Annotated in this window: 18 protein-coding genes and 1 tRNA gene; 9 read left to right on the top strand and 10 right to left on the bottom strand. The window is 68.3% G+C overall.

All coding sequences use genetic code 11. The features are described from left to right. Positions 1-47: 47 nt before the first annotated feature. Positions 48-749: a nucleoside triphosphate pyrophosphohydrolase gene (locus tag LDL21_RS02845; RefSeq protein ID WP_225278687.1), complete on the bottom strand. Its 702-nt coding sequence runs from the start codon at positions 747-749 to the stop codon at positions 48-50. Beyond that, complete coding sequence (gene mfd / locus LDL21_RS02840) at positions 746-4,354, bottom strand: transcription-repair coupling factor (protein WP_225278686.1); 3,609 nt, start codon at positions 4,352-4,354, stop codon at positions 746-748. The genes LDL21_RS02845 and mfd overlap by 4 nt, the downstream gene beginning before the upstream one ends. Positions 4,355-4,472: 118 nt before the next feature. Between mfd and LDL21_RS02835 the strand changes: the two genes are divergently transcribed. Next, positions 4,473-5,096 carry a TIGR03085 family metal-binding protein gene (locus LDL21_RS02835; RefSeq protein ID WP_225278685.1) on the top strand — a complete coding sequence of 208 codons (624 nt, stop codon included), beginning with the start codon at positions 4,473-4,475 and terminating at the stop codon, positions 5,094-5,096. On the opposite strand, the gene LDL21_RS02830 is transcribed toward LDL21_RS02835, so the two are convergent. Next, a complete protein-coding gene (locus LDL21_RS02830) occupies positions 5,093-5,740 on the bottom strand; it encodes a TetR family transcriptional regulator (RefSeq protein ID WP_067485534.1) in 648 nt (215 codons plus the stop codon). The two genes, LDL21_RS02835 and LDL21_RS02830, sit on opposite strands and share 4 nt — an antisense overlap. 169 nt (positions 5,741-5,909) lie before the next feature. Continuing rightward, positions 5,910-6,536 (bottom strand): TetR/AcrR family transcriptional regulator, encoded by a 627-nt coding sequence (locus LDL21_RS02825; protein WP_181696670.1) that lies wholly within the window; start codon positions 6,534-6,536, stop codon positions 5,910-5,912. Positions 6,537-6,878: 342 nt separating this feature from the next. Here LDL21_RS02825 and LDL21_RS02820 point away from each other — a divergent pair. From LDL21_RS02820 to LDL21_RS02795, 6 genes are all read left to right on the top strand, one after another. Then, positions 6,879-6,949, top strand: a tRNA-Gln gene (locus LDL21_RS02820). Between the two features lie 98 nt (positions 6,950-7,047). Further along, entirely contained in the window at positions 7,048-8,538 is a 1,491-nt protein-coding gene (gene glmU, locus LDL21_RS02815) for a bifunctional UDP-N-acetylglucosamine diphosphorylase/glucosamine-1-phosphate N-acetyltransferase GlmU (protein WP_181696671.1), read from the top strand. Continuing rightward, positions 8,535-9,515: a ribose-phosphate diphosphokinase gene (locus LDL21_RS02810; RefSeq protein ID WP_181696672.1), complete on the top strand. Its 981-nt coding sequence runs from the start codon at positions 8,535-8,537 to the stop codon at positions 9,513-9,515. Before glmU ends, LDL21_RS02810 begins: the two co-directional genes overlap by 4 nt. 126 nt (positions 9,516-9,641) lie before the next feature. Then, positions 9,642-10,073 (top strand): hypothetical protein, encoded by a 432-nt coding sequence (locus LDL21_RS02805; RefSeq protein ID WP_220139019.1) that lies wholly within the window; start codon positions 9,642-9,644, stop codon positions 10,071-10,073. A 14-nt stretch (positions 10,074-10,087) separates the two neighbouring features. Further along, positions 10,088-10,729 (top strand): DUF2461 domain-containing protein, encoded by a 642-nt coding sequence (locus tag LDL21_RS02800; protein ID WP_225278684.1) that lies wholly within the window; start codon positions 10,088-10,090, stop codon positions 10,727-10,729. 55 nt (positions 10,730-10,784) lie between these two features. Beyond that, the gene (locus tag LDL21_RS02795) at positions 10,785-11,114 is read left to right on the top strand and encodes a hypothetical protein (RefSeq protein ID WP_225278683.1); all 330 of its coding nucleotides are present in this window, start codon (positions 10,785-10,787) and stop codon (positions 11,112-11,114) included. Positions 11,115-11,183: 69 nt separating this feature from the next. On the opposite strand, the gene egtD is transcribed toward LDL21_RS02795, so the two are convergent. From egtD to egtA, 4 genes are all read right to left on the bottom strand, one after another. Continuing rightward, complete coding sequence (egtD, locus tag LDL21_RS02790; RefSeq protein ID WP_225278682.1) at positions 11,184-12,155, bottom strand: L-histidine N(alpha)-methyltransferase; 972 nt, start codon at positions 12,153-12,155, stop codon at positions 11,184-11,186. Then, positions 12,152-12,985, bottom strand: coding sequence for an ergothioneine biosynthesis protein EgtC (gene egtC, locus LDL21_RS02785; RefSeq protein WP_225278681.1), 834 nt, complete (start codon positions 12,983-12,985; stop codon positions 12,152-12,154). The genes egtD and egtC overlap by 4 nt, the downstream gene beginning before the upstream one ends. Further along, complete coding sequence (egtB, locus tag LDL21_RS02780; RefSeq protein ID WP_225278680.1) at positions 12,985-14,319, bottom strand: ergothioneine biosynthesis protein EgtB; 1,335 nt, start codon at positions 14,317-14,319, stop codon at positions 12,985-12,987. The genes egtC and egtB overlap by 1 nt, the downstream gene beginning before the upstream one ends. An 82-nt stretch (positions 14,320-14,401) precedes the next feature. Beyond that, positions 14,402-15,679, bottom strand: coding sequence for an ergothioneine biosynthesis glutamate--cysteine ligase EgtA (gene egtA / locus LDL21_RS02775; protein WP_225278679.1), 1,278 nt, complete (start codon positions 15,677-15,679; stop codon positions 14,402-14,404). Between the two features lie 123 nt (positions 15,680-15,802). On the opposite strand from egtA, the gene LDL21_RS02770 reads away from it, so the two are divergent. Together LDL21_RS02770 and LDL21_RS02765 are read left to right on the top strand one after the other, a co-directional pair. After that, positions 15,803-16,984, top strand: coding sequence for an aminotransferase class V-fold PLP-dependent enzyme (locus LDL21_RS02770; protein ID WP_225278678.1), 1,182 nt, complete (start codon positions 15,803-15,805; stop codon positions 16,982-16,984). A gap of 192 nt (positions 16,985-17,176) precedes the next feature. Then, the gene (locus LDL21_RS02765; protein WP_225278677.1) at positions 17,177-18,820 is read left to right on the top strand and encodes a fatty acyl-AMP ligase; all 1,644 of its coding nucleotides are present in this window, start codon (positions 17,177-17,179) and stop codon (positions 18,818-18,820) included. A 50-nt stretch (positions 18,821-18,870) separates the two neighbouring features. Here the strand turns inward: LDL21_RS02765 and pth are convergent, their stop codons facing one another. Together pth and LDL21_RS02755 are read right to left on the bottom strand one after the other, a co-directional pair. Continuing rightward, complete coding sequence (pth, locus tag LDL21_RS02760) at positions 18,871-19,449, bottom strand: aminoacyl-tRNA hydrolase (RefSeq protein ID WP_181696681.1); 579 nt, start codon at positions 19,447-19,449, stop codon at positions 18,871-18,873. A gap of 20 nt (positions 19,450-19,469) precedes the next feature. Next, complete coding sequence (locus LDL21_RS02755) at positions 19,470-20,084, bottom strand: 50S ribosomal protein L25/general stress protein Ctc (protein ID WP_181696682.1); 615 nt, start codon at positions 20,082-20,084, stop codon at positions 19,470-19,472. Positions 20,085-20,431: the final 347 nt, after the last annotated feature.

Genomic DNA, 20,431 nt, shown 5'->3' with positions numbered 1-20,431 from the left:
ACCGCACTCGGGTTCGACCGGAACCGAGCTCGCGGTGTCGCGCGTGGTCAGCGCGGCCAGTGGGCGCGCCAGTCCTCGGCCGTCAGCGGTAACCGCTCCCCGCGCGCCGATTCCGCCGCGTCCTCGGCCGCACGGATGGCCGAGGCGAAATCGAGAGTGGCCTTGCGCAGGCGTTCCTCGGCGGAGTCCGGGCCACCCAACTCCACCGTGCGCAGGGCGGCGGGGACCAGGTCGTCGGGCAGGCCGGCGCGGGCGCTGCGGGACCGAACCTTTTCGGCGAGCGCGAGCGCGGGCTGGGCCATGGCGATGCCGTCGAGGCAGGAGCGGCGGGCCTTCTCGGCGGATTTGCGCTCCTCCCAGGCCTTTTCCTGCGCGGCGATCTTCTCGGCCACCGAGATGCCGGGCGGCAGGTCGGCCTCGATCAGGTGCGGACTGCGGTGGACGAGCTTGCCGACCAGTGCCGCCGCGACATCGTCGACGGTGAATTCGCCTGCGGCTTCGGCGATTCGGGAGTGGAACAGCACCTGCAGCAGCAGGTCGCCGAGTTCCTCCTTGATGGTCTCGTAGTCGCCGGAGCCGATGGCGTCGAGCAGTTCGTAGGTTTCCTCGAGCAGGTAGGGGCGCAGCGAATCGTGGGTCTGGGTGGTTTCCCAGCCGCCGAAGTGCCACAGCCGGTCCATCACCCGCACGGCGTCGGCCAGGCCCGCCGCGACGACGGCGGTATCGGCCGCCTCCTGAGCCTCGCTCATACGCTCGCCTCGGCGGGCACCGAAAGATCCACCATCCCTTGTGGTTTGCCGTCGAGCACCAGCAGCAGGTCGGCGACGAATTGCAGCACCGCGACATCGCGGACCCGGTCGGCGCCGACACTGTCGGTGACCCGCGGCAGCGGCAACTGCACCATTCCGCTGGCCGCCCGGTAGGTGGCGCTGGGGTAGATCCGCTTGAGCCGCATCTGTTTCGAGTCGGGCAGGTTCAGCGGGGCGATCTTCAATGTCGAGCCGGTGACCACGATCTCGGACACCTCGTACTCGCGTGCCAGCAGCCGCAGCTTCGCCACCGATACCAATCTGCCGACCTCCACCGGCACCGGCCCGTACCGGTCGACGAGCTCCTCGACGACAGCGGCCAGGGCCGAATCGTCCTGCGCGGAGGCGAGTTTGCGGTATGCCTCGAGCCGCAGCCGGTCGCTGGCGATGTAGTCGGGCGGGATGTGCGCGTCGACCGGCAGGTCGATCCGCACCTCCTTGATCTCCTCGGTGACGATCGGTTTGCCGTCGGCCGCGGCCCGGTAGGCCTCCACCGCCTCACCGACCAGCCGCACGTACAGATCGAAACCGACGCCCGCCACGTGACCGGACTGTTCGGCACCGAGCACGTTGCCCGCGCCACGGATCTCGAGGTCCTTCATCGCCACCGCCATACCGGCGCCGAGATCGGAGTTCTGGGCGATGGTCGCCAACCGGTCGTAGGCGGTCTCGGTGAGCGGCTTCTCCGGCGGGTAAAGGAAGTAGGCGTACCCGCGCTCACGCGAACGACCGACCCGGCCGCGCAACTGGTGCAGCTGCGAAAGGCCGAGGGAGTCGGCGCGTTCCACGATCAGGGTATTGGCATTGGAGATGTCGAGACCGGTCTCGATGATCGTCGTGCACACCAGCACGTCGTATTCGCGCTCCCAGAAACCCTGCACGGTGCGCTCGAGCTGATCCTCGTTCATCTGCCCGTGCGCCACGACCACCCGCGCCTCGGGCACCAGATCACGAATCTTCTTGGCGGCCTTGTCGATCGAGGACACCCGGTTGTGCACGTAGAACACCTGACCGTCGCGCATCAGCTCGCGGCGGATGGCGGCGGTGACCTGCTTGTCGTTGTAGGCGCCCACGTAGGTGAGCACCGGATGACGTTCCTCGGGCGGGGTGAGGATGGTCGACATCTCGCGGATGCCGGCCAGGCTCATCTCCAGGGTGCGCGGAATCGGGGTGGCCGACATGGTGAGCACGTCGACGTGGGTACGCAGCGCCTTGATGTGCTCCTTGTGTTCCACACCGAAGCGCTGCTCCTCGTCGACGATCACCAGGCCGAGGTCCTTCCAGCGAACCCCGGTCTGCAGCAGCCGGTGGGTGCCGACCACGATGTCGACCGATCCGTCGGCCATCCCGGCCAGGATCTCCTTGGAGTCGGACGCGTCGGTGAAGCGCGAGAGGCCCCTCACTGTCACCGGGAAGCCCGCCACCCGCTCGGTGAAGGTCTGCAGGTGCTGCTGGGCCAGCAGCGTGGTGGGGACGAGCACCACCACCTGCTTGCCGTCCTGCACCGCCTTGAACGCCGCGCGCACCGCGATCTCGGTCTTGCCGTAGCCGACGTCGCCGCAGACCACGCGGTCCATCGGGACGGGCTTCTCCATATCGGCCTTCACATCGGTGATGGCGGTCATCTGGTCGACGGTCTCGGTGAACGCGAACGCGTCTTCCATCTCCTGCTGCCACGGGGTGTCCGGACCGAAGGCGTGTCCCGGCGCGGCCTGCCGGGCGGCGTAGAGCTGCACCAGTTCACCGGCGATCTCGCGAACGGCCTTGCGCGCCTTGCGTTTGGTGTTCGCCCAGTCCGAACCGCCCAGCTTGGACAGGCTGGGTAGCTCGCCGCCGACGTAGCGGGAGAGCTGATCGAGGGATTCCATCGGCACGAACAACCGGTCGCCGGGCTGGCCGCGCTTGCTCGGCGCGTACTCGATCACGAGGTATTCGCGGCGCGCACCGCCGACGGTGCGTTCGATCATCTCGACGAAGCGGCCGATGCCGTGCTGGTCGTGGACCACCATGTCGCCCGCCGACAGGGCCAGCGGGTCGACCTGGTTGCGGCGCTTGGCGGGCAGCCGCTTGCCCTCGCTGGGCGCGGTGACGCGGTTGCCGGTGAGATCGGATTCGGCGACCACGACCAGGCCCGCGTCGTCGAAGATCAGCCCGTCGTGCAGCGAACCGCACAGCACACCGACCACGCCCGGCTCCGGAACCGCCCCCGCCGGAAGGAGTGCGGCGGGCACCTCGGCCTCACCGAGCCGTTCCAGCACACGCTGGGCGGTGCCGTGCCCGGTGACCACCACGACGGCACGCCCACCGGTCGCCACGTGCGCGCGCAGCAAGGCGAAGATGGTCGCGACCAGATCCTCCGACCCACGCGCGGTCGGGCCCGCCAGCACCGGCAGGTTCACCTCGACCGGATCGCCGGAACTGAGCGGGCTCAACGTCCACCACGGCAGCCCGAGTTCGTCTGCGCTGCCGTGCAATTCGGGCAGCGAACGGTAACCGGAGGCGGCCAGGTCGAGACCGTGCGCGCCGAGCGGGGCGTCGCTGCCGAAGGAAGCCGCCGTCCAGGAAGCCTCGAGGAATTCCTCGCCGGTGCGCACCAGATCGGCCGCGCGGGTACGGATCTTCTCCGGGTCGCACAGCAGCAGGTGGGTGCCCTCGGGCAGAGCCTCGGTGAGCAGGCTCAGCTTGCCGGGCGCCAGGACGGGAAGCAGCGCCTCCATGCCGTCGACCGGGATGCCCTCGGCGATCTTGTCGAGCATTTCGACGAGCGCGGCGTCGGCGGCATTGTCGACCGCGACCGCGGCGGCGCGTTCGCGCACCGGCTCGGTGAGCAGCAGTTCGCGGCACGGCTGGGCCACGACCACCTCGACGCTCAGATCGTCGATGGAGCGCTGATCGGCGACGGCGAACGGGCGGAGCTCGGTCACCTCGTCGCCCCAGAACTCCACGCGCACAGGATGATCGGCGGTGGGCGGGAACAGGTCGAGAATGCCGCCGCGCACCGCGAACTCGCCACGCTTGCCGACCATGTCGACCCGGGTGTAGGCGAATTCGACCAGGCGCGCGAGCAGGGCGTCGAAGTCGTGGTCCTCGCCGACGCGCAACACGATGGGCTCGATATCGCCGAGGCCCGCCGTCATCGGCTGCATCAGCGACCGCACCGTGGTGACCACCACACGCAGCGGTTCCGGGTACACCGGGTCGTCGGGGTGGGCGAGCCTGCGCAGCACCTCGAGCCTGCGCCCGACCGTGTCGGGTCCGGGTGAGAGACGTTCGTGCGGCAGCGTCTCCCAGGACGGGAACATCGCCACCGAGTCGCCGAGCATCTCGGCCAGCTCGACGGTCAGGTCGTCGGCCTCGCGGCCGGTCGCCGTGACGACGACCAGCGGACGCTGGGCGGCCACGGTGCTCGCGACGAACGCGCGCACCGCCGAGGGGGCCACCAGTTCCACCCCGGACTTGCCGACCAGATCGGCCACCGTCCGCAGCGCGGCATCACCCCCAGCCGCCTCGGCCAGACCGGCGAGCGGGGGACGAAGGGAGGACATGAACGCTCCTGAATGCGCAGACGGGATGGTCGAGGAGGACGTAGCAAAGTCTAGTCACCGGGTCCGACATCTCCCCGAGCTGGGCGAGACTCCGCCCACGCGGCGTAGGGTCGCAAGCGTGAGTCTGGCTCAACGTGAACGCCACGCCCTTGTTCGGTCGGCACTCGCGGCGGGTGCCGAAGCGCCGACGCTGTGCGGCACCTGGACCGTCTACGACCTCGCCGCCCACCTGGTTGTGCGCGAACGCAGGCCCGATGCCGCGCTCGGCATCCTCCTGAAGCCGATGGCGGGCTACCTCGACAGACAACAGGCCAAGATCCGGCAGCGCCCGTTCCCGGAGCTCGCCGAGCAGATCCGCACCGGTCCACCGCTGTGGTCACCGCTGCGCCCGGTCGACGCGATGGTGAACTTGACCGAGATGTTCATCCACCACGAAGACATCCGCCGCGGCGAACCAGGTTGGGAACCAAGGCAATTGGCCGATACCGACGAGCAGCGGCTGTGGCGGGCGCTGCGGGCGATCGCCCGGGCGAACTACCGCAGGTCGCCCGTGCCGCTGGTACTGGCCACGCCGGGCGGCGAGCGGATCACCGCGCACGCGGGCACCGGCGACGCGGTGGTGCTCACCGGCCCGCCGTCGGAACTGCTGCTGCACGCCTTCGGTCGCGACGAGGTGCGGATCGAGGCGAGCGGACCCGACGCCGACGTGCGGGCCGTGCTCGCCACCGACCGCAGCGTCTAGACCACGTAGCGGCGCAACCGGCGCGCCGCGAACTCCCGGAAATACGACAGCTTCTCGGGCGGAACGATCGAGGGCAGCAGGAAATACCAGGCCCGTTCCATCCGGGTGGCCATCTGATCCATCGACTCGGTGCCCACCGCGACGATGTGCACGCCTGCGGTGAGTTCCTGCAGCAACAGCCCGACCACCTCGGCGTCGAGATCGGCGAGCAGGTCGCCCTGGGAGATCGCCCGCTCCGACAGCACCCGATAGGTCTCACCCCAGGTCTTGGCGATGTTGTCGCCCTGGGCGCCCCGATAGTCACCGATCTGGTGGGTGAGTTTGAGCATCGCACCGACCATCGGATCGTTCATCGACAGATCGGCGACCACATAGGTGATGCCGATGCACGCCTCGAGCGCGGGCACCCGGGAATCGAAGAAACCCTGACACGACCCGATGAGCCGTTCGTTGCCCTGATCGACCACCGCCCGTGCCAGCTCCTCCTTGGAGCCGAAGTGAAAGTACAAGGCGCCCTTGGTCACATTGGACTGCGCGATGATTTCGCTGAGGCTCGCGTTGGCGTAGCCCAAACGGAGAAAGACATCGGCAGCGCCAGCAAGGACGGAGTCGCGGGTGATCTCCGCGCGCGCTTGCCTAGCCATCAGATCCGCCTGTCATCCAATAATCCAGCCATCCTGAAGTAGACCGACATCCCGAAATTGATCGACATACCGCCCGGCAGCACCCAAAAGGATGGGTGAACCGTACCACCAGACCCTTCGGGGGCACCCGAATCCTGGATTCGCTTCCGGCACGGGCGCTATCGACCGGTTACCCCGGCTTGGGCCCCGCGATGTTCGTATTCCATTCGGAGCTGAGACCCGGTTCGGCTTCCAAGTGGCTCAAACCGTTCCAGCACAGGTTCACCAGATGCGCCGCGACCACTTCCTTCGGCGGGGTGCGCTCGTCGAGCCACCAGGTGGCCGCCGTCGACACCATGCCGACGAGCGCCTGGGCGTAGAGCGGGGCGAGGCTGGTGTCGAGATCGCGGCGGGCGAAGTCGCCCGCGAGAATGTGCGCCACCTGATTGACGGCCTCGTTGAGCAGGCTCGAGTACCGGCCGTCGGCGTTGGGCGCCGGCTGGTCGCGCACCAGGATGCGGAATCCGTCGGTGCGTTCCTCGATGTAGGTGAGCAGCGCGAGCGCCACCTGTTCGAGCCGCAACCGCGACCGGTTCTGGGTGAGCGAGGAGGTGACCATGTCGAGCAGCATCGACATCTCGCGGTCGACGACCACCGCGTAGAGCCCTTCCTTACCCCCGAAATGCTCGTAGACCACCGGCTTGGACACCTGCGCACGCTGCGCGATCTCCTCGATCGACGTGGCGTCGTAGCCCCGCTCCGCGAACAACGCGCGACCGATCTCGATCAACTGCTGACGCCGCTGCGTACCGGTCATTCTCGGCCTGGCCACCCGACCCGGATCACTAGAAGACAACTTCCCTGCCTCTCCACCACCTGCCGGACCCACCACCCCCAACTGTCTCAGACCGCACAACGCCACCACATCCCCACCCTGCCGACGACTGATCTCGCGAGCACATGGGTAACTCGTCGGGTACCGGCTGACCAGGCCACTTCCGCACGCTTGCCGCGTTTCCGACTCGCCCCGCACCTGAGTCCGGCCAAAATTCGCGGAGTGGCGGGCAAGCCAAAATTCGCGGAGAGGCGGACTGCTATGCGAGGATCATGGCCGTGCCGTAGCACAGTGGTGGGCTCTGACAGCCCACTGGTGTGGCGATCCGCCGTAGTGTAATGGCAGCACCTCTGATTTTGGTTCAGATAGTTCAGGTTCGAGTCCTGGCGGCGGAGCACACACGGGCACAGTGACGTATCGTCGGCCCGCACCCCATCACCGACCGACCGAACCCGCCACAGCACACTCGCTGACCGGCAGCCGAGGGAGATCCATGCCACCGCAGACCGCCGTCGTCGTTCTCGCAGCCGGGGCTGGGACGCGAATGCGGTCGAAGACTCCGAAAGTGCTGCATCCGCTCGCGGGACGCTCGATGCTCTCGCACGCGCTGCACGCCGCGGCGGAGATCGACCCCACCCACCTGATCACCGTCGTCGGGCACGACCGCGACAAGGTCGGCGCCGCCGTCGCCGAGGTCGGCAAGGAACTCGGACGCGAAATCGTCTGTGCGGTACAGGAACAGCAGCTCGGCACCGGCCACGCCGTGCAGTGCGCGCTCGAGGCCGTGCCCGCCGATTTCACCGGCGACCTGCTCGTCACCTCCGCCGATGTGCCGCTGCTCGACGGGCACACCCTCGGCGCCCTGCTCGACGAGCACCGCAGCTACGCCGAACGACCGGCGGTCACCGTGCTCACCTTCGTCCCCGACGACCCGAACGGCTACGGCCGGATCGTGCGCGACGACGACGGTCAGGTCGCCGAGATCGTCGAGCACGCCGACGCGACCCCGGCCCAGGCCAAGATCAAAGAGGTCAATTCCGGCGTCTACGCCTTCGACGCCGCCGTGCTGCGCACCATGATCGGGCGGCTGTCCACGGCCAATGCCCAGCACGAGCTCTACCTCACCGACGTGCTGCGGCTGGCCCGCGAGGCCGGGCATCCCGTGCACGGCGCGCGACTGGTCGATTCCAACAAGGTCACCGGGGTCAACGACCGGGTGCAGTTGTCGCAGGCGGGTGCCACGCTCAACCGCTACATCCTCGAGCGGCACATGCGCGCGGGCGTCACCGTCATCGATCCGGCCACCACCTGGGTCGACGCGAGTGTGCGGATCGGGCGCGACGCGGTCCTTCGCCCCGGAACCCAGCTGTTCGGCGAGACCCACATCGGGGAGGACGCCGAGATCGGGCCAGACACCACGCTCACCGATGTGATCGTCGGCGCGGGCGCCAAGGTGGTGCGCACCCATGGCGAGCAGGCCGAGATCGGCGAGAACGCCAACGTCGGACCGTTCAGCTACCTGCGCCCCGGCACCGTGCTCGGCGAGCACGGCAAGCTCGGCGCGTTCGTCGAGACCAAGAACGCGACGGTCGGCGCGCACTCCAAGGTTCCGCACCTCACCTACGTCGGTGACGCGACGATCGGCGAGTACAGCAACATCGGCGCGTCCAGTGTTTTCGTGAACTACGACGGGGTGAACAAGCACCACACTGTGGTCGGTTCCCACGTGCGGACCGGCAGCGACACCATGTTCATCGCTCCGGTAACCGTGGGTGACGGCGCCTATACGGGTGCGGGTACTGTACTGCGCAGGAGCGTTCCACCCGGGGCACTTGCCGTGTCGGGTGGGCCACAGCGCACCATTGAGAACTGGGTGCAGCGCTACCGTCCCGGAACCGCTGCGGCGCGCGCGGCGGCAGAAGCCATCGCGGCAGACGAGACGTCGAACAAGGCAATCGAGCAAAAGGATGGCAACCAGCAGTGACCGCGTTCTCGATCGACAATCAGAAGAACTTGATGCTCTTCGCCGGCCGGTCACATCCTGAGCTTGCCGAGCAGGTCGCCAAGGAACTCGATGTCGACATCACCCCGCAGACCGCGCGTGAGTTCGCCAACGGTGAGATCTTCGTCCGGTTCGAGGAGTCGGTGCGCGGTTCCGACGCCTTCGTGCTGCAGAGCTTCCCGGCCCCGCTGAACCAGTGGCTGATGGAACAGCTCATCATGATCGACGCGCTCAAGCGCGGTTCGGCCAAACGGATCACCGCCGTGCTGCCGTTCTACCCCTACGCCCGCCAGGACAAGAAGCACCGCGGCCGCGAGCCCATCTCCGCCCGCCTCGTCGCCGACTTGCTCAAGACCGCCGGTGCCGACCGCATCATCAGCGTCGACCTGCACACCGACCAGATCCAGGGCTTCTTCGACGGCCCCGTCGATCACATGCACGCGCTTGTGCAGCTGTCGGACTACATCCGCACCAACTACTCCACCGACAACCTGGCCGTGGTCTCCCCCGACGCCGGCCGCGTGAAGGTCGCCGAGAAGTGGGCCGACGCGCTCGGTGGCACCCCGCTGTCGTTCATCCACAAGACCCGCGACCCGCTGGTCCCCAACCAGGTGAAGTCCAACCGCGTCGTCGGTGACGTCGAGGGCCGCACCTGCGTGCTGATCGACGACATGATCGACACCGGTGGCACCATCGCCGGTGCGGTGAAGGTGCTCAAGGAGGCCGGCGCGGGCGATGTCATCATCGCGGCCACCCACGGTGTGCTCAGCGACCCGGCCGCCGAGCGCCTCGCCAACTGCGGTGCCAAGGAAGTCGTCATCACCAACACTCTGCCGATCAGCGAGGAGAAGAAGTTCCCGACGCTGACGGTGCTGTCGATCGCGCCGCTGCTGGCCCGCACCATCCGCGAGGTCTTCGAAAACGGCTCGGTAACCGGCTTGTTCAACGGCAACGCTTGAGTTTGCTCACTGACGGCCCTCGGCATCGCGCCGGGGGCCGTTCGTGTGTCGGCATCGTGGTGCCGAGGGTCGGTTGGGTGATACTGGGAACGGTAGCCCGACGATAGCCCGATCTGGGAGGTCTCGATGAGCACACCGCAGGAATCCGGATCCGGGGAGGGCGAGTACCGGCCTCGGCATGCCAAGCCGGAGCGGCCCGAGGTGTCGTATTCGCTGTCGGACGAGCCGGTCGAGCCCTCCCATGGCGCGCACGAGGCCAAATATCCCGGCAGGCCCGAGGTGTCCTACGGTGGGTTGCCCGTCGACGACTCCGATGGTGATGTCGAGGCGCCCGCGGGTAAGACCTGGTCGACAGTGGCGTTCGTGTTCGCCGTGATCGCCCTGCTGTTCTTCCCGATCATCTTCGGAGTGCTCGGGATCGCGGCAGGGCTGTACGGGAGCAAGAAGGGTGAACCGCTCGGCAACTGGTCGGCCGTGGCGGCGCTGTTCGCGTTGCTCGCGGGACTGGCGATCCGGGTGTTCTTCTTCGACGCCGACATCATCCCGTCACAGAACTGAGAACCGCACGCACGATGAACGCTTTCACCGGTTTCCCCCTGGCCGGCCTGGACTTCTACGAGGATCTGGAGGCCGACAACTCCAAAGCCTTCTGGACCGCGCACAAACACACCTACGACGAGGCGGTGCGGGCGCCGATGGTCGCCCTCACCGCCGAACTGGCGGCCGAATTCGGGGACGCCAGAGTTTTCCGGCCCTACCGCGACGTCCGATTCTCCGCCGACAAGACGCCCTACAAGACTCATCAGGGCGCGGTGGTCCACCTCTCCCCGGGTGTGGGCTGGTATGTGCAGCTCAGCGCGGCCGGGCTGTCCGTCGGCGGCGGCTGTTTCCGACCCGCGCCGAGTGCCCTGGCAGTCCTGCGCGCCACCATCGACGACGACGTGCGCGGCCGCGAACTGGAAAGCATTCTGGCCGCGATCACCGCCGCCGGTTTCGACCTCGGCGGCGAACAGCTCAAGACCCGCCCCAAGGGCTACCCCGCCGACCATCCGCGCATCGAACTGCTCCGCCACAAGTCGCTGATCGTTCGCCGCGACTTCGGCGCACCCGACTGGCTCGAGACCCCCGCGGGCGTCACCGAGGTCCGGCGAGCCTGGAACGAGCTACGTCCGCTCATCGAATGGCTCGCCGCCGTCCTCGAAGGCGTCGACTGATCCGCGCGGGCGTGCCTTCCCGGCGCCGGTCGGCCCACGGGCCGATACTGGCACCATGAGCCGTGAACCGCTGGACATGGACATGGGCGACGACGATCAGGCCGACGACATCATCGAATACGAACGCAATATCGAAGACCCGCCCGCGGACTACGTGATCCGCAACCGCGAGGCCGACGCCGACGGCTTCCTCGGTATCAGCGAGGAACTGTCCGAGGAGTGGACCGAGAGCGGCGAGCGCCACGAGGAGATGGAAGAAGACGAGCGCCCCGCCGAAGAAGCCGCCGTCCGCGCTTTCGACGAGGACTCCCTCGACAAAGCCGACCTCGACGGGGACGAGAACCTGATCAGCGGCGAAGGGGTCGCCGACGAACTCGACCTCTAGAACCGCCACACCCTGACGACCTGCTCGATCGACCTCCTGCCGACCGCGGCAGTTCCGTCGTAGTCGCGGTCAACGACGCTCGGCCAGAACGAGGGTGAAGCGGTTCTCGGGGTCGGTCCAGGTGTGGGTGGGGGTGAAGCCCGCGCCGTCGAGTTCGGCGCTGAGGGCTTCGGGGCGGAACTTGGTCGAGATCTCGGTGCGCATCTCCTCGCCCGCCGCGAAGTCGACGGTGAGGCCCAGATCCGCGACGGTCGCGGTCATGGCTTCGGTCGCGCGCAGGCGCATTTCGATCCACTCGTTCGTGGGATCCCAGAGCGCGACGTGCTCGAACTTGTCCGGCTCGAAATCGGCGGACAGCCGGTTGTTGAGGACGTGCAGGACATTGCGGTTGAACTCGGCGGTGACACCCGCGGCGTCGTCGTAGGCGGGAACGACGATCTCGGGGGCGACCACGAGGCCCGCGCCGAGCAGCAGCAGTTCCCCGGGTTCGAGGACCTCGTTGATGCCGGCCAGGAATTCCGCGCGCTCGGCGGGCACCAGGTTACCGATGGTTCCGCCGAGGAAGGCGATCATCCGGCGCCCGCCCCTCGGCAGGTTGTGCAGGGTGTCGGTGAAGTCGCTGACCACGCCGTGCACGGACAGGTTCGGGTACTCGGCGGCCAGTTCGGTTGCCGCGCCGCGTAGGGCCGATGCGGAAACATCCTGTGGCACATAGGTTTTCAGCGAACCGACTGCCGTGAGCGCGTCGAGGAGCAGCCGGGTCTTGGCCGCCGAGCCCGCGCCGAGTTCCACCAGTACGTCGGCGCGAGCGGCGGCCGCGATCTCGTCGACCACATCGCGCAGCAGCGCCCGTTCGGTTCGGGTGGGGTAGTACTCGGGCAGTTCGGTGATCGCCTCGAACAATTCGCTGCCGCGGGCATCGTAGAACCACTTGGGCGGCAGCGACTTCGGGGCGGCGGTGAGTCCGGCGCGGGCGTCGGCTCGCAGGGCCTCGGTGAGATCGGCGTCGGTGAGGTGGATGTCCAGCAGCGGCGCGGTCATGAACGGACCCTTTCGGTGGCGGGGAATTCCAGAGCGGTGATGGTGCAGTGGCCGGGCGAGGCGGTCACCAGCTGACGATCCGCGATCGGTCGCCACCGTGGATCGTCGTCGTACGGTTCCGAGGACAGCACGGCGTAATCGTCGGTGACCAGCACCGACAAGGCATGCCAGCAAGTGGTGGCCCAGAGCTCGGAGCCGTTGCCGAGCAACAGATTCAAGCGGGCGTTGGGCTGATGACGCAGCACGGTGGTCACCAGTAATCGCAGCGCGTCGGCCGGCGACGTGACCGGACCGTCGGGGTCGATCGCGGCGAGCAGAGCGCGCAGCACGACCCACAGTGCCGCCGCGTCGGTGAGCGCTTCGGCGTGCAGGAACATCGAGGCCGAGGCGGACGGGTCGAGAAAAGGCGCCAAGTCGGTGAGGACGGCGGGCAGGGTGGTTCGCCACTCCTGCACGACACCGTTGTGGCTGAAGGCCCAGTGGTCGTCGGTGAAGGGGGCGCAGGCGGAGCGTTCGATCGGCATGCCGACGGTGGCCGAGCGGACGGCCGCGAGCACCGCTCGGGACTCGAGCTGACCGAGGACCTCGGCGACAGCCGGATCGGTCCAGATGGGGGCGGGATTGCGGTAGCGGGTCACCGCGTCGCGAGCGCCGTCCATGCCGACCTCCGCGCGGCGCCACCAGGCGACGCCGAAGCCGTCGGCGTTGATGGTGCCGCCGGCACGCATATCGAGCGGCGCCCAGGACTGGGCGTAGAGCGAATGCGAGCCGCGCAACACCAATTCACCGACCGCGACCGGTTGGCCGACATAGCCGAGGTGTCTGCACATCAGCGTTCGTCCTCGCGCAGGTCACGGGCCAGGCGGAACCCGGCGAAGATCTGCCTGCGGATCGGGTGGTCCCAGTTGCGGAAGGTACCGCGGCAGGCCACCTCGTCGGTGCCGAACGAACCGCCGCGCAGGATCCGGTAGTCCCCACCGAAGAAGACCTCCGAGTACTCCCGGTACGGGAACGCACGGAACCCCGGGTAGGCCTCGAAGCCGGAGGAACACCACTCCCAGACGTCACCGATCAGCTGGTGCACCCCGGTTGCCGACGCACCGGCCGGATACGCGCCGACCTCGGCCGGTTCCAGATGCCGCTGGCCGAGGTTGGCGGTGCGCTCGCTCGGCTCGTCCTCGCCCCACGGATAGCGCCGCGACGCTCCGGTGGCCGGGTCGAACCGCGCCGCCTTCTCCCACTCCGCCTCGGTGGGCAACCGCTTACCCGCCCACCGCGCATAGGCCTCCGCCTCGAACCAGCACACGTGCACCACCGGCTGACGTGGCCGCAACGCGGTACGCACCCCGAAAGCCCTTCGGTACCACTGACTCCCCTCGCGCTCCCAGAACTGCGGCGCGACCAGCCCCGCCTCCTGCCGGTGCGCCCACCCACGCTCCGACCACAGCTCACGGCGCTCGTAGCCGCCGTCGTCGATGAACGCCAGGTACTGCTCGTTGGTCACCGGGGCGACATCGATGGCGAAACCCTCCACATACACCGGATGCGCGGGCCGTTCATTGTCCAGCGCCCAGGGATCGGCTGACGTACCCATCACGAACTCGCCTGCGGGAACGACTACTTCACCGTCGATCGGAACCCGCGCGGACAGCGCGGGTGGCGCCGACAGCACCGGTGCGCCCAGGCGCAACTGGTGGGTGGCCAGCATGGTTTCGTCGTGTTGCTGTTCGTGCTGAGCGATCATCCCGAAGGCGAAACCATTGTCCACCAGCGGGTTTCCCAGCAGTGGACTGGATTCGAGAACATCGAAGACCTTCTCGCGCACGGTGCCCACATAGCCACGCGCCTGCTCCGGATTCAGCAGCGGCAGCGCGGGCCGGTTCGCCCTGGCGTGCTTGAAGGCGTCGTACAGCTCGTCGATATCACTGCGCACCGGTTCCCGGCCGCCGACATCGCGCACCAGCCAGAGCTCCTCCTGGTTGCCGATGTGGGCGAGATCCCAGACCAGCGGCGACATCAGCGGTGAATGCTGCGCGACGAGGTCGGCCTCGTCGACACTGTCAGTGAGCATTGCGGTGCGGCGGCGGGCACGAGCGAGCACCTCGGCGATCCTGGCTCGCGTACGTTCGCGGTCGGCATGGTCGGCGGGTGCGGAAAGTGTCACGAGCGGATCTCCGAGTGAGGCTGGGCGACAGGGATCTTCACAGCGGCAGGCAGGGTCGGCCCATCGGGCGCGCGGCGTCGATTCATCGCGAACCCTCCGAGCTCTCCAGCTGGTCCGAGGGGCTGCGGGCCAGGCGACATCGACGCGCCGCGTCGGCCAATTCCTGTGCTGCGGCGGGTGTTCTGGCATGCTGTGCCGCCAGTTCGAGTACGTCCACCGCCACCTGGCGCACCTGCTGGTCGAGCAGCCCGTGGCGCGCGGCCGTGGTCCACTCCCCTGCTGTCGGCGCGGCGAGAGCTGTTGCCTCGGCGACCACTTCGGGTGTCGAGAGCAGGGCGTCGAACAGGTGGATCGGGGTGGTCCAGGTATCGCCGGGTTGGGTGTCGAGGTAGCGGACCTCGAGGTGTCCGGAGGCTCGGACCGGCGGGAACAGGGTGGTGAGGTGGTAGTCGAGGTCGGCGCGGGTGGGGCGGCGGCCGACCTCGTCGTCGAGTGCGCCCGAGAGCCAGTCGGCGAAGGTCGCACCCGGCGGGGGCGACCAGTCGGCGTCGGGTTCGGTGCAGCGCACGCACAGCAGCGGCACGTCGAGCGCCCAGCGCGCGTAGGCGGTGATCGGGTCGGCCCAGTCGGACACCGGCGGCCTGGTGCGAGCCGGATCGAGCCGCAACCAGGTGCGCATACGCTGGGAAACCCAATCCCCGCACGGTATTCCGTGCAATGTGGGCGAGCACGCGAACGCCGCGATCAGCGCGGGCCCGAGGACGTAGAGCGCGGTCCAGCGGGCGCGCACCTCGCCCGGGTCGGCCCCGGCGTCGACGCTGACCTGGGTGGCGGCGGTATTGCACATCATCAGGCCACCGAAGGGCCCGATGCCGGCGAACGCGCGTTCCATCGCCGCGTATCGGGGCAACCGGAGCAGCCGCTCGGCCGGGCGGTGCGCGTCGGCGGACGCGGCGGTGACGGTGATTTCCCTGGTGGCGAGCAAGTCCCGCAAACGGGCCGCATCTGCCCGCAGATTCCGCGTGAGCTCTGCCGGATCGGCGAAAGGTGCGCTGGAGAGTTCGATCTGACCACCGGGTTCGATGGTCACCGCGCTGCCACCGGGCAGCGCGTGCGCGGGTGAGGCAGGGGCGAGGGAGGTCGGAGCATGTGGCCCGAGGGCCGAGGAGAGCTGGTCGAGCGAGGGTCTCGCACCGGTGGGTCCGGCGGTGAGCCATTCGAGTTCGGCACCGATCAGCGTGGGTGGCCCGAGCTTGAAACAGACACCGCCCACGTAGGCCTCAGCCGCCGCCCGCGACGACAATTCGCCCTGGTCGCAGGCGGAATCCGGCCAGGAGGAACGTTCCAGGGTGACCGCCATGCCAACCTCCACGTGGTGAGCGCCGCCGGGGCTCGGCGCATGTCGTTCATTCCAGGGTAGCGAGAGACACCGACAGAAAAAGTGTCGAGAAGCCGAACACCGATCGGCGCTAGGGTCGTCGCCATGCTGGATTTCGCTGCCATTACCGCCGCCACGCCGGGCCTTGCCGACGGCAAGGTCTTCCTCGACAGCGCGGGCTCGTCGCTGCCGCCGCGCATCGTCACCGACACCGTGATCGCCCATCTTCGTCGCGAAGCCGACATCGGTGGCTACCGTGCGGCAAACGAACGACTCGACGACCTCGCCGCCGTGAAGACCTCCATCGCCACACTGATCGGCGCCACCCCCGACACCATCGCGCTCAGCGACAGTGCCACCAGGTCATGGGCCGATTTCGCCTATTCGGTGCCGCTGCGCCCCGGCGACCGCGTGCTGATCTCCGGCGCCGACTACGCGAGCAATGCCATCGCCGCGCTGCAGCGCGCCGCCGCCACCGGCGCGGTGGTCGAGCGCATTCCCAGCGACGACACCGGCCGCCTCGACACCGCCGCCCTGGCGAACATGCTCGACGAGCGCGTACGCCTGGTCTCGCTGCAGCACGCGCCGACCAACGGCGGTTTGGTGAACCCGGTCGCCGAGGCCACCCGCATCGCGAAACAAGCCGGTGCGATCGTTCTGCTCGATGCCTGCCAATCGATCGGCCAGCTGCCGATCGACGTGATCGAACTCGGTGTCGACGCCCTGTCCGCCACCGGCCGCAAGTGGTTGCGCGGCCCGCGCGGCACCGGATTCCTTTATGTGCGTAACGAACTGGCGCACACGATGGAACCCGCCCGCCTCGACCTGCACAGCGCCACCTGGACCGGCCCCACCGATTACCGTCTCGCCGACGGCGCCCAGCGCTTCGAGTTCTGGGAGTGCGATGTGGCCGCCCGCCTCGGCCTCGGCGCCGCCGTGGACTACCTGCTCGAACTCGGCCCCGCCGAGGCCTACGCGGCGGTGGCGGCCGGCGCGGAATACCTGCGCGAAGCCATGGCCGACCTGCCCGGCGTGACCGTGCGCGATCTGGGGACCGAGCACAGCGGCATCGTCTCGTTCACCGTCGACGGCCACGATCCGGACCAGCTGCGTGACCGGCTCGCCGAGCACGCCGTCACCGTCACCGTCAGCCGCGCCACCTCGGCGCTGCTCGACATGACCGAGCGCGCGCTGCCCGCCATCCTGCGCGCCTCACCGCACTACTTCGTCAGCCGCTCCGATCTCGACCGTTTCGTCGCGACCTTGGCAACCCTGACACAGCGCTGACCGGCGGATCACACGTTCGGCCCGCTGCCTCCGGCAGGCAATTGCCCCGGTGTGGCCAGAGCAGTCGGAGGCAGCGGCTATCGTGTTCACACAGGGGTGCCCGGGGGCAATTGGGGTTAACACCGGAATCACGGGGCGGGATCTGTTGGGAGCACGGCCGTAACCGATCGTTGGCGTAAAGGGAGTCCGACGTTGAGCAGGTTCACCGACGAAATGTTTGCCACAGCGCTGTCCAGCCCGCGTGGGCTGGTCACCGGAGAACCCGAGGCACCGCTTCGGCAGACCTGGGGGGAAATCCATCGCCAGGCGCGGCGGATGGCGGGCGGTCTCGCGGCCGCCGGGATCGGGCACGGCGATGCCGTGGGTGTGCTCGCCGGGCTGCCGGTCGACATCGCCCCTGTGTGCCAAGGGATCTGGATGCGTGGCGCCTCGATCACGATGCTGCACCAGCCGACACCACGCACCGACCTCGCGGTCTGGGTACGCGACACCGAAACAGTCCTGAACATGATCGAGGCGAAGGCCGTGGTGCTCGGCGAGCCGTTCGCGCCCGCCGAACCGGTGCTGCGCGAGCGCGGGATCACCGTGGTCCGGGTGGCGGAGCTGGCGGAGGGCACCGACAGCGACCCGGTGCCGACCACCGAGGACGATATCGCCCTGCAGCAGTTGACCTCCGGGTCGACCGGTTCGCCGAAGGCCGTGCGCATCACCCACGGCAACTTCTACGTCAACGCCTACGCGATGTTCAATCGCGTCAAGTTCCAGACCGACGACGACGTGATGGTCAGCTGGCTGCCGCTGTTCCACGACATGGGCATGGTCGGATTCCTCAGTGTGCCCATGCAGTTCGGTGCCGAGGTGGTGTGCGTGACGCCGCTCGATTTCCTGGCCAGGCCGCTGCTGTGGGCCGAACTCATCGCCAAGTATCGCGGGACTGTCACGGCCGCACCGAATTTCGCGTATTCGCTGCTGGCGCGCAGGCTACGGCAGGCCGAACCGGGCAGCATGGACCTGTCGAGTGTGCGCTACATGTGGAACGGCGCCGAGCCGGTCGACCCCGACACCATGACGGCCCTGGCCGAGGCCGGAAAACAGTTCGGCCTCAACCCGTCCGCCCTAACCCCCGTCTACGGCATGGCCGAAACCACCCTCGCCGTGTCGATTCCCGATCCCGGTCACGGCATGGTGCTCGATATCGTCGACGCGGATCTGCTCGAGGCCGTCGGCAAGGCGGTGCCCGTCGCCGAGGACGGTCATCACGGCACGCCGCGCAAACTGCCGACCCTCGGCCACCTGGTCGACGATCTCGAGGGCCGGGTGGTCGACGACGAGCGTCAGCCGCTGCCGGTGCGCTCGGTGGGCGTCATCGAATTGCGTGGTCCCGCCGTCACTTCGGGCTACGTCACCGTCGACGGTTTCCGCCCCGCCCAGGACGCCGACGGCTGGCTCGACACCGGCGACATCGGCTACTTCACCGACGACGGCCTCATCGTGGTGTGCGGCCGCATGAAGGACGTCATCATCATGGGCGGCCGCAACATCTACCCCACCGACATCGAACGCGCTGCCCTGCGCGTCCAGGGCGTACGGCCCGGCAATGCCGTAGCGGTCCGCCTCGACGCGGGCGACAAGCGCGAAAGCTTCGCCGTGGTGGTCGAATCCAACGACTATCAGGTCCCCGACGAGGTGAAACGCATCGAACGTGAGATCGTCCACGAGGTGTTCGCCGAGGTAGGCGCCCGCCCTCGCACCGTTGCCATTCTCGGCCCCGGCGCCCTCCCGAAGACCTCTTCGGGAAAGCTCCGCCGCACCGCCACGGCAGCCCACCTCCGCTGACGACAACGAGCCCTCCCCGAAACCGGGGAGGGCTCGTTGTCGGAAGTTCGCTAGTGCAACTGGTTCTGGGCGGTTTCCAAACCGGCCTTCAGCAACAACTCCACCGCATCGGCAGCCTGCTCCACGATCACCGGCACCTCTTTGCGCTCGGGAGCCGAGAACGGCTTGAGCACATAATCAGCCGGATCCTGACGGCCCGGCGGACGGCTGATGCCGATCCGGGTACGCAGGTAGTCCTTGGTGGTGAGGGCCTGGGATATGGACCGCAGACCGTTGTGGCCGCCTTCCCCGCCGCCCTGCTTGAGCCGGATCGTCCCGAACGGCAGATCCAATTCGTCGTGCACCACGATCACCTGATCCACGGGCACCGAGAAGAACTTCGCCAGCGCCGCCACCGGACGCCCGGACAGATTCATATAGGTGCGCGGTTTGGCGATGAGGATCTGGCGGCCGTCGAGGCGGGCCTGCAGCAGATCGGCGCCGGACTTCTTGTGCACGGCAAAACGGCCGCCGACGCGCTCGGCGAGCACGTCGGCGACCAGAAAGCCCACATTGTGGCGGGTGCGCTCGTATTCGGGGCCGGGGTTACCCAGCCCCACCACGAGTGCGGGCCCGGAGGATTCGGTCATCGGCCGAACCGTTGAGCGTCTTACTCGGTCTCTTCGGGGGTGTCGCCCGCGTCGGCGGTGCCTTCACCCTCGTCGTCGAGCTGAGCGGCCGACGGCGCCTGGATCACGTTGACGACCAGGATCTCCGGCTCGCCGGCCAGGGTGACGCCCTTGGGCAGCGTGATGTCGCCTGCCTGGATCTGGGTGCCCGCCTCGACGCCCTCGACCGAGACCTCGATGCTCTCGGGCAGGTTCATCGCGTCGGCCTCGATCGACAGGTTGTTGAGCTCCTGGGTGACCAGGGTGCCCGCGGCGGCATCGCCGGTGACGACGACGTTGACGTCGGCGACGACGCGCTCGCCACGCTTGACGATCAGCAGGTCGGCGTGCTCGATGTAGCGGCGGATCGGGTGGACGACGACCGACTTGGTCATCGCCAGCTGCTCCTTGCCGTCGATCTTCAGGCTCAGGATGGCGTTGGTGCCGTGCAGACGCAGGATGGCGGCGAAGGCCTTCGCGTCCAGCGACAGGTGCTGCGGCTCGGACTGGTGGCCGTACAGCACGGCGGGCACGTTGCCGTCGCGACGGGTACGGCGAGCGGCGCCCTTACCGAATTCGGTACGGACGGCGGCTTCGATCTGGTTCACGTCGGACATGACTGATGCGCTCCTACGGCTCTTCCGGGCTGGTCAAGGGCGACCCATCTACCGGGGTCGGGTGGTCTGCTCGTCGGACGAAGAACGAACGAGGACGACCAGGAAGGCCGAGCCGCGTCGATCACGGTGAGCACACGGGGTGCGACTCACCCTCGCCGAGACAACCCGACCACCATACCGCATCGAATCGGCCGCCCTGAAACCGCCGCACGTCGAACACCCAGCCCCGCACATCCCGACCTCGAGGAGGGATCGCCGCGAAGCGGCGGGGGGGGGGCCGGCCCCCCCCCCCCCCGGGGGGGGGGGGGGGGGGGCCGGGGCCCCCCCCCGCGCGGGGGGGGCGGGCG

The organism is Nocardia rosealba, from assembly GCF_020216065.1.
In the GTDB taxonomy this organism is placed as follows: Bacteria; Actinomycetota; Actinomycetes; order Mycobacteriales; family Mycobacteriaceae; genus Nocardia; species Nocardia rosealba.
Note: the sequence above shows the minus strand (reverse complement) of the source record. Positions and strands in the feature narration are given on the sequence as shown.

Coding starts and splice junctions, on each gene's coding strand:
- LDL21_RS02805 (WP_220139019.1), top strand. CDS start 9,642: ATGAGCACACCGCAGGAATCCGGATCCGGGGAGGGCGAGTACCGGCCT.
- glmU (WP_181696671.1), top strand. CDS start 7,048: ATGCCACCGCAGACCGCCGTCGTCGTTCTCGCAGCCGGGGCTGGGACG.
- LDL21_RS02795 (WP_225278683.1), top strand. CDS start 10,785: ATGAGCCGTGAACCGCTGGACATGGACATGGGCGACGACGATCAGGCC.
- egtC (WP_225278681.1), bottom strand. CDS start 12,985: ATGTGCAGACACCTCGGCTATGTCGGCCAACCGGTCGCGGTCGGTGAA.
- pth (WP_181696681.1), bottom strand. CDS start 19,449: ATGACCGAATCCTCCGGGCCCGCACTCGTGGTGGGGCTGGGTAACCCC.
- egtD (WP_225278682.1), bottom strand. CDS start 12,155: ATGACCGCGCCGCTGCTGGACATCCACCTCACCGACGCCGATCTCACC.
- LDL21_RS02770 (WP_225278678.1), top strand. CDS start 15,803: ATGCTGGATTTCGCTGCCATTACCGCCGCCACGCCGGGCCTTGCCGAC.
- LDL21_RS02830 (WP_067485534.1), bottom strand. CDS start 5,740: ATGGCTAGGCAAGCGCGCGCGGAGATCACCCGCGACTCCGTCCTTGCT.
- egtA (WP_225278679.1), bottom strand. CDS start 15,679: ATGGCGGTCACCCTGGAACGTTCCTCCTGGCCGGATTCCGCCTGCGAC.
- mfd (WP_225278686.1), bottom strand. CDS start 4,354: ATGTCCTCCCTTCGTCCCCCGCTCGCCGGTCTGGCCGAGGCGGCTGGG.
- LDL21_RS02755 (WP_181696682.1), bottom strand. CDS start 20,084: ATGTCCGACGTGAACCAGATCGAAGCCGCCGTCCGTACCGAATTCGGT.
- LDL21_RS02800 (WP_225278684.1), top strand. CDS start 10,088: ATGAACGCTTTCACCGGTTTCCCCCTGGCCGGCCTGGACTTCTACGAG.
- LDL21_RS02845 (WP_225278687.1), bottom strand. CDS start 749: ATGAGCGAGGCTCAGGAGGCGGCCGATACCGCCGTCGTCGCGGCGGGC.
- LDL21_RS02825 (WP_181696670.1), bottom strand. CDS start 6,536: ATGACCGGTACGCAGCGGCGTCAGCAGTTGATCGAGATCGGTCGCGCG.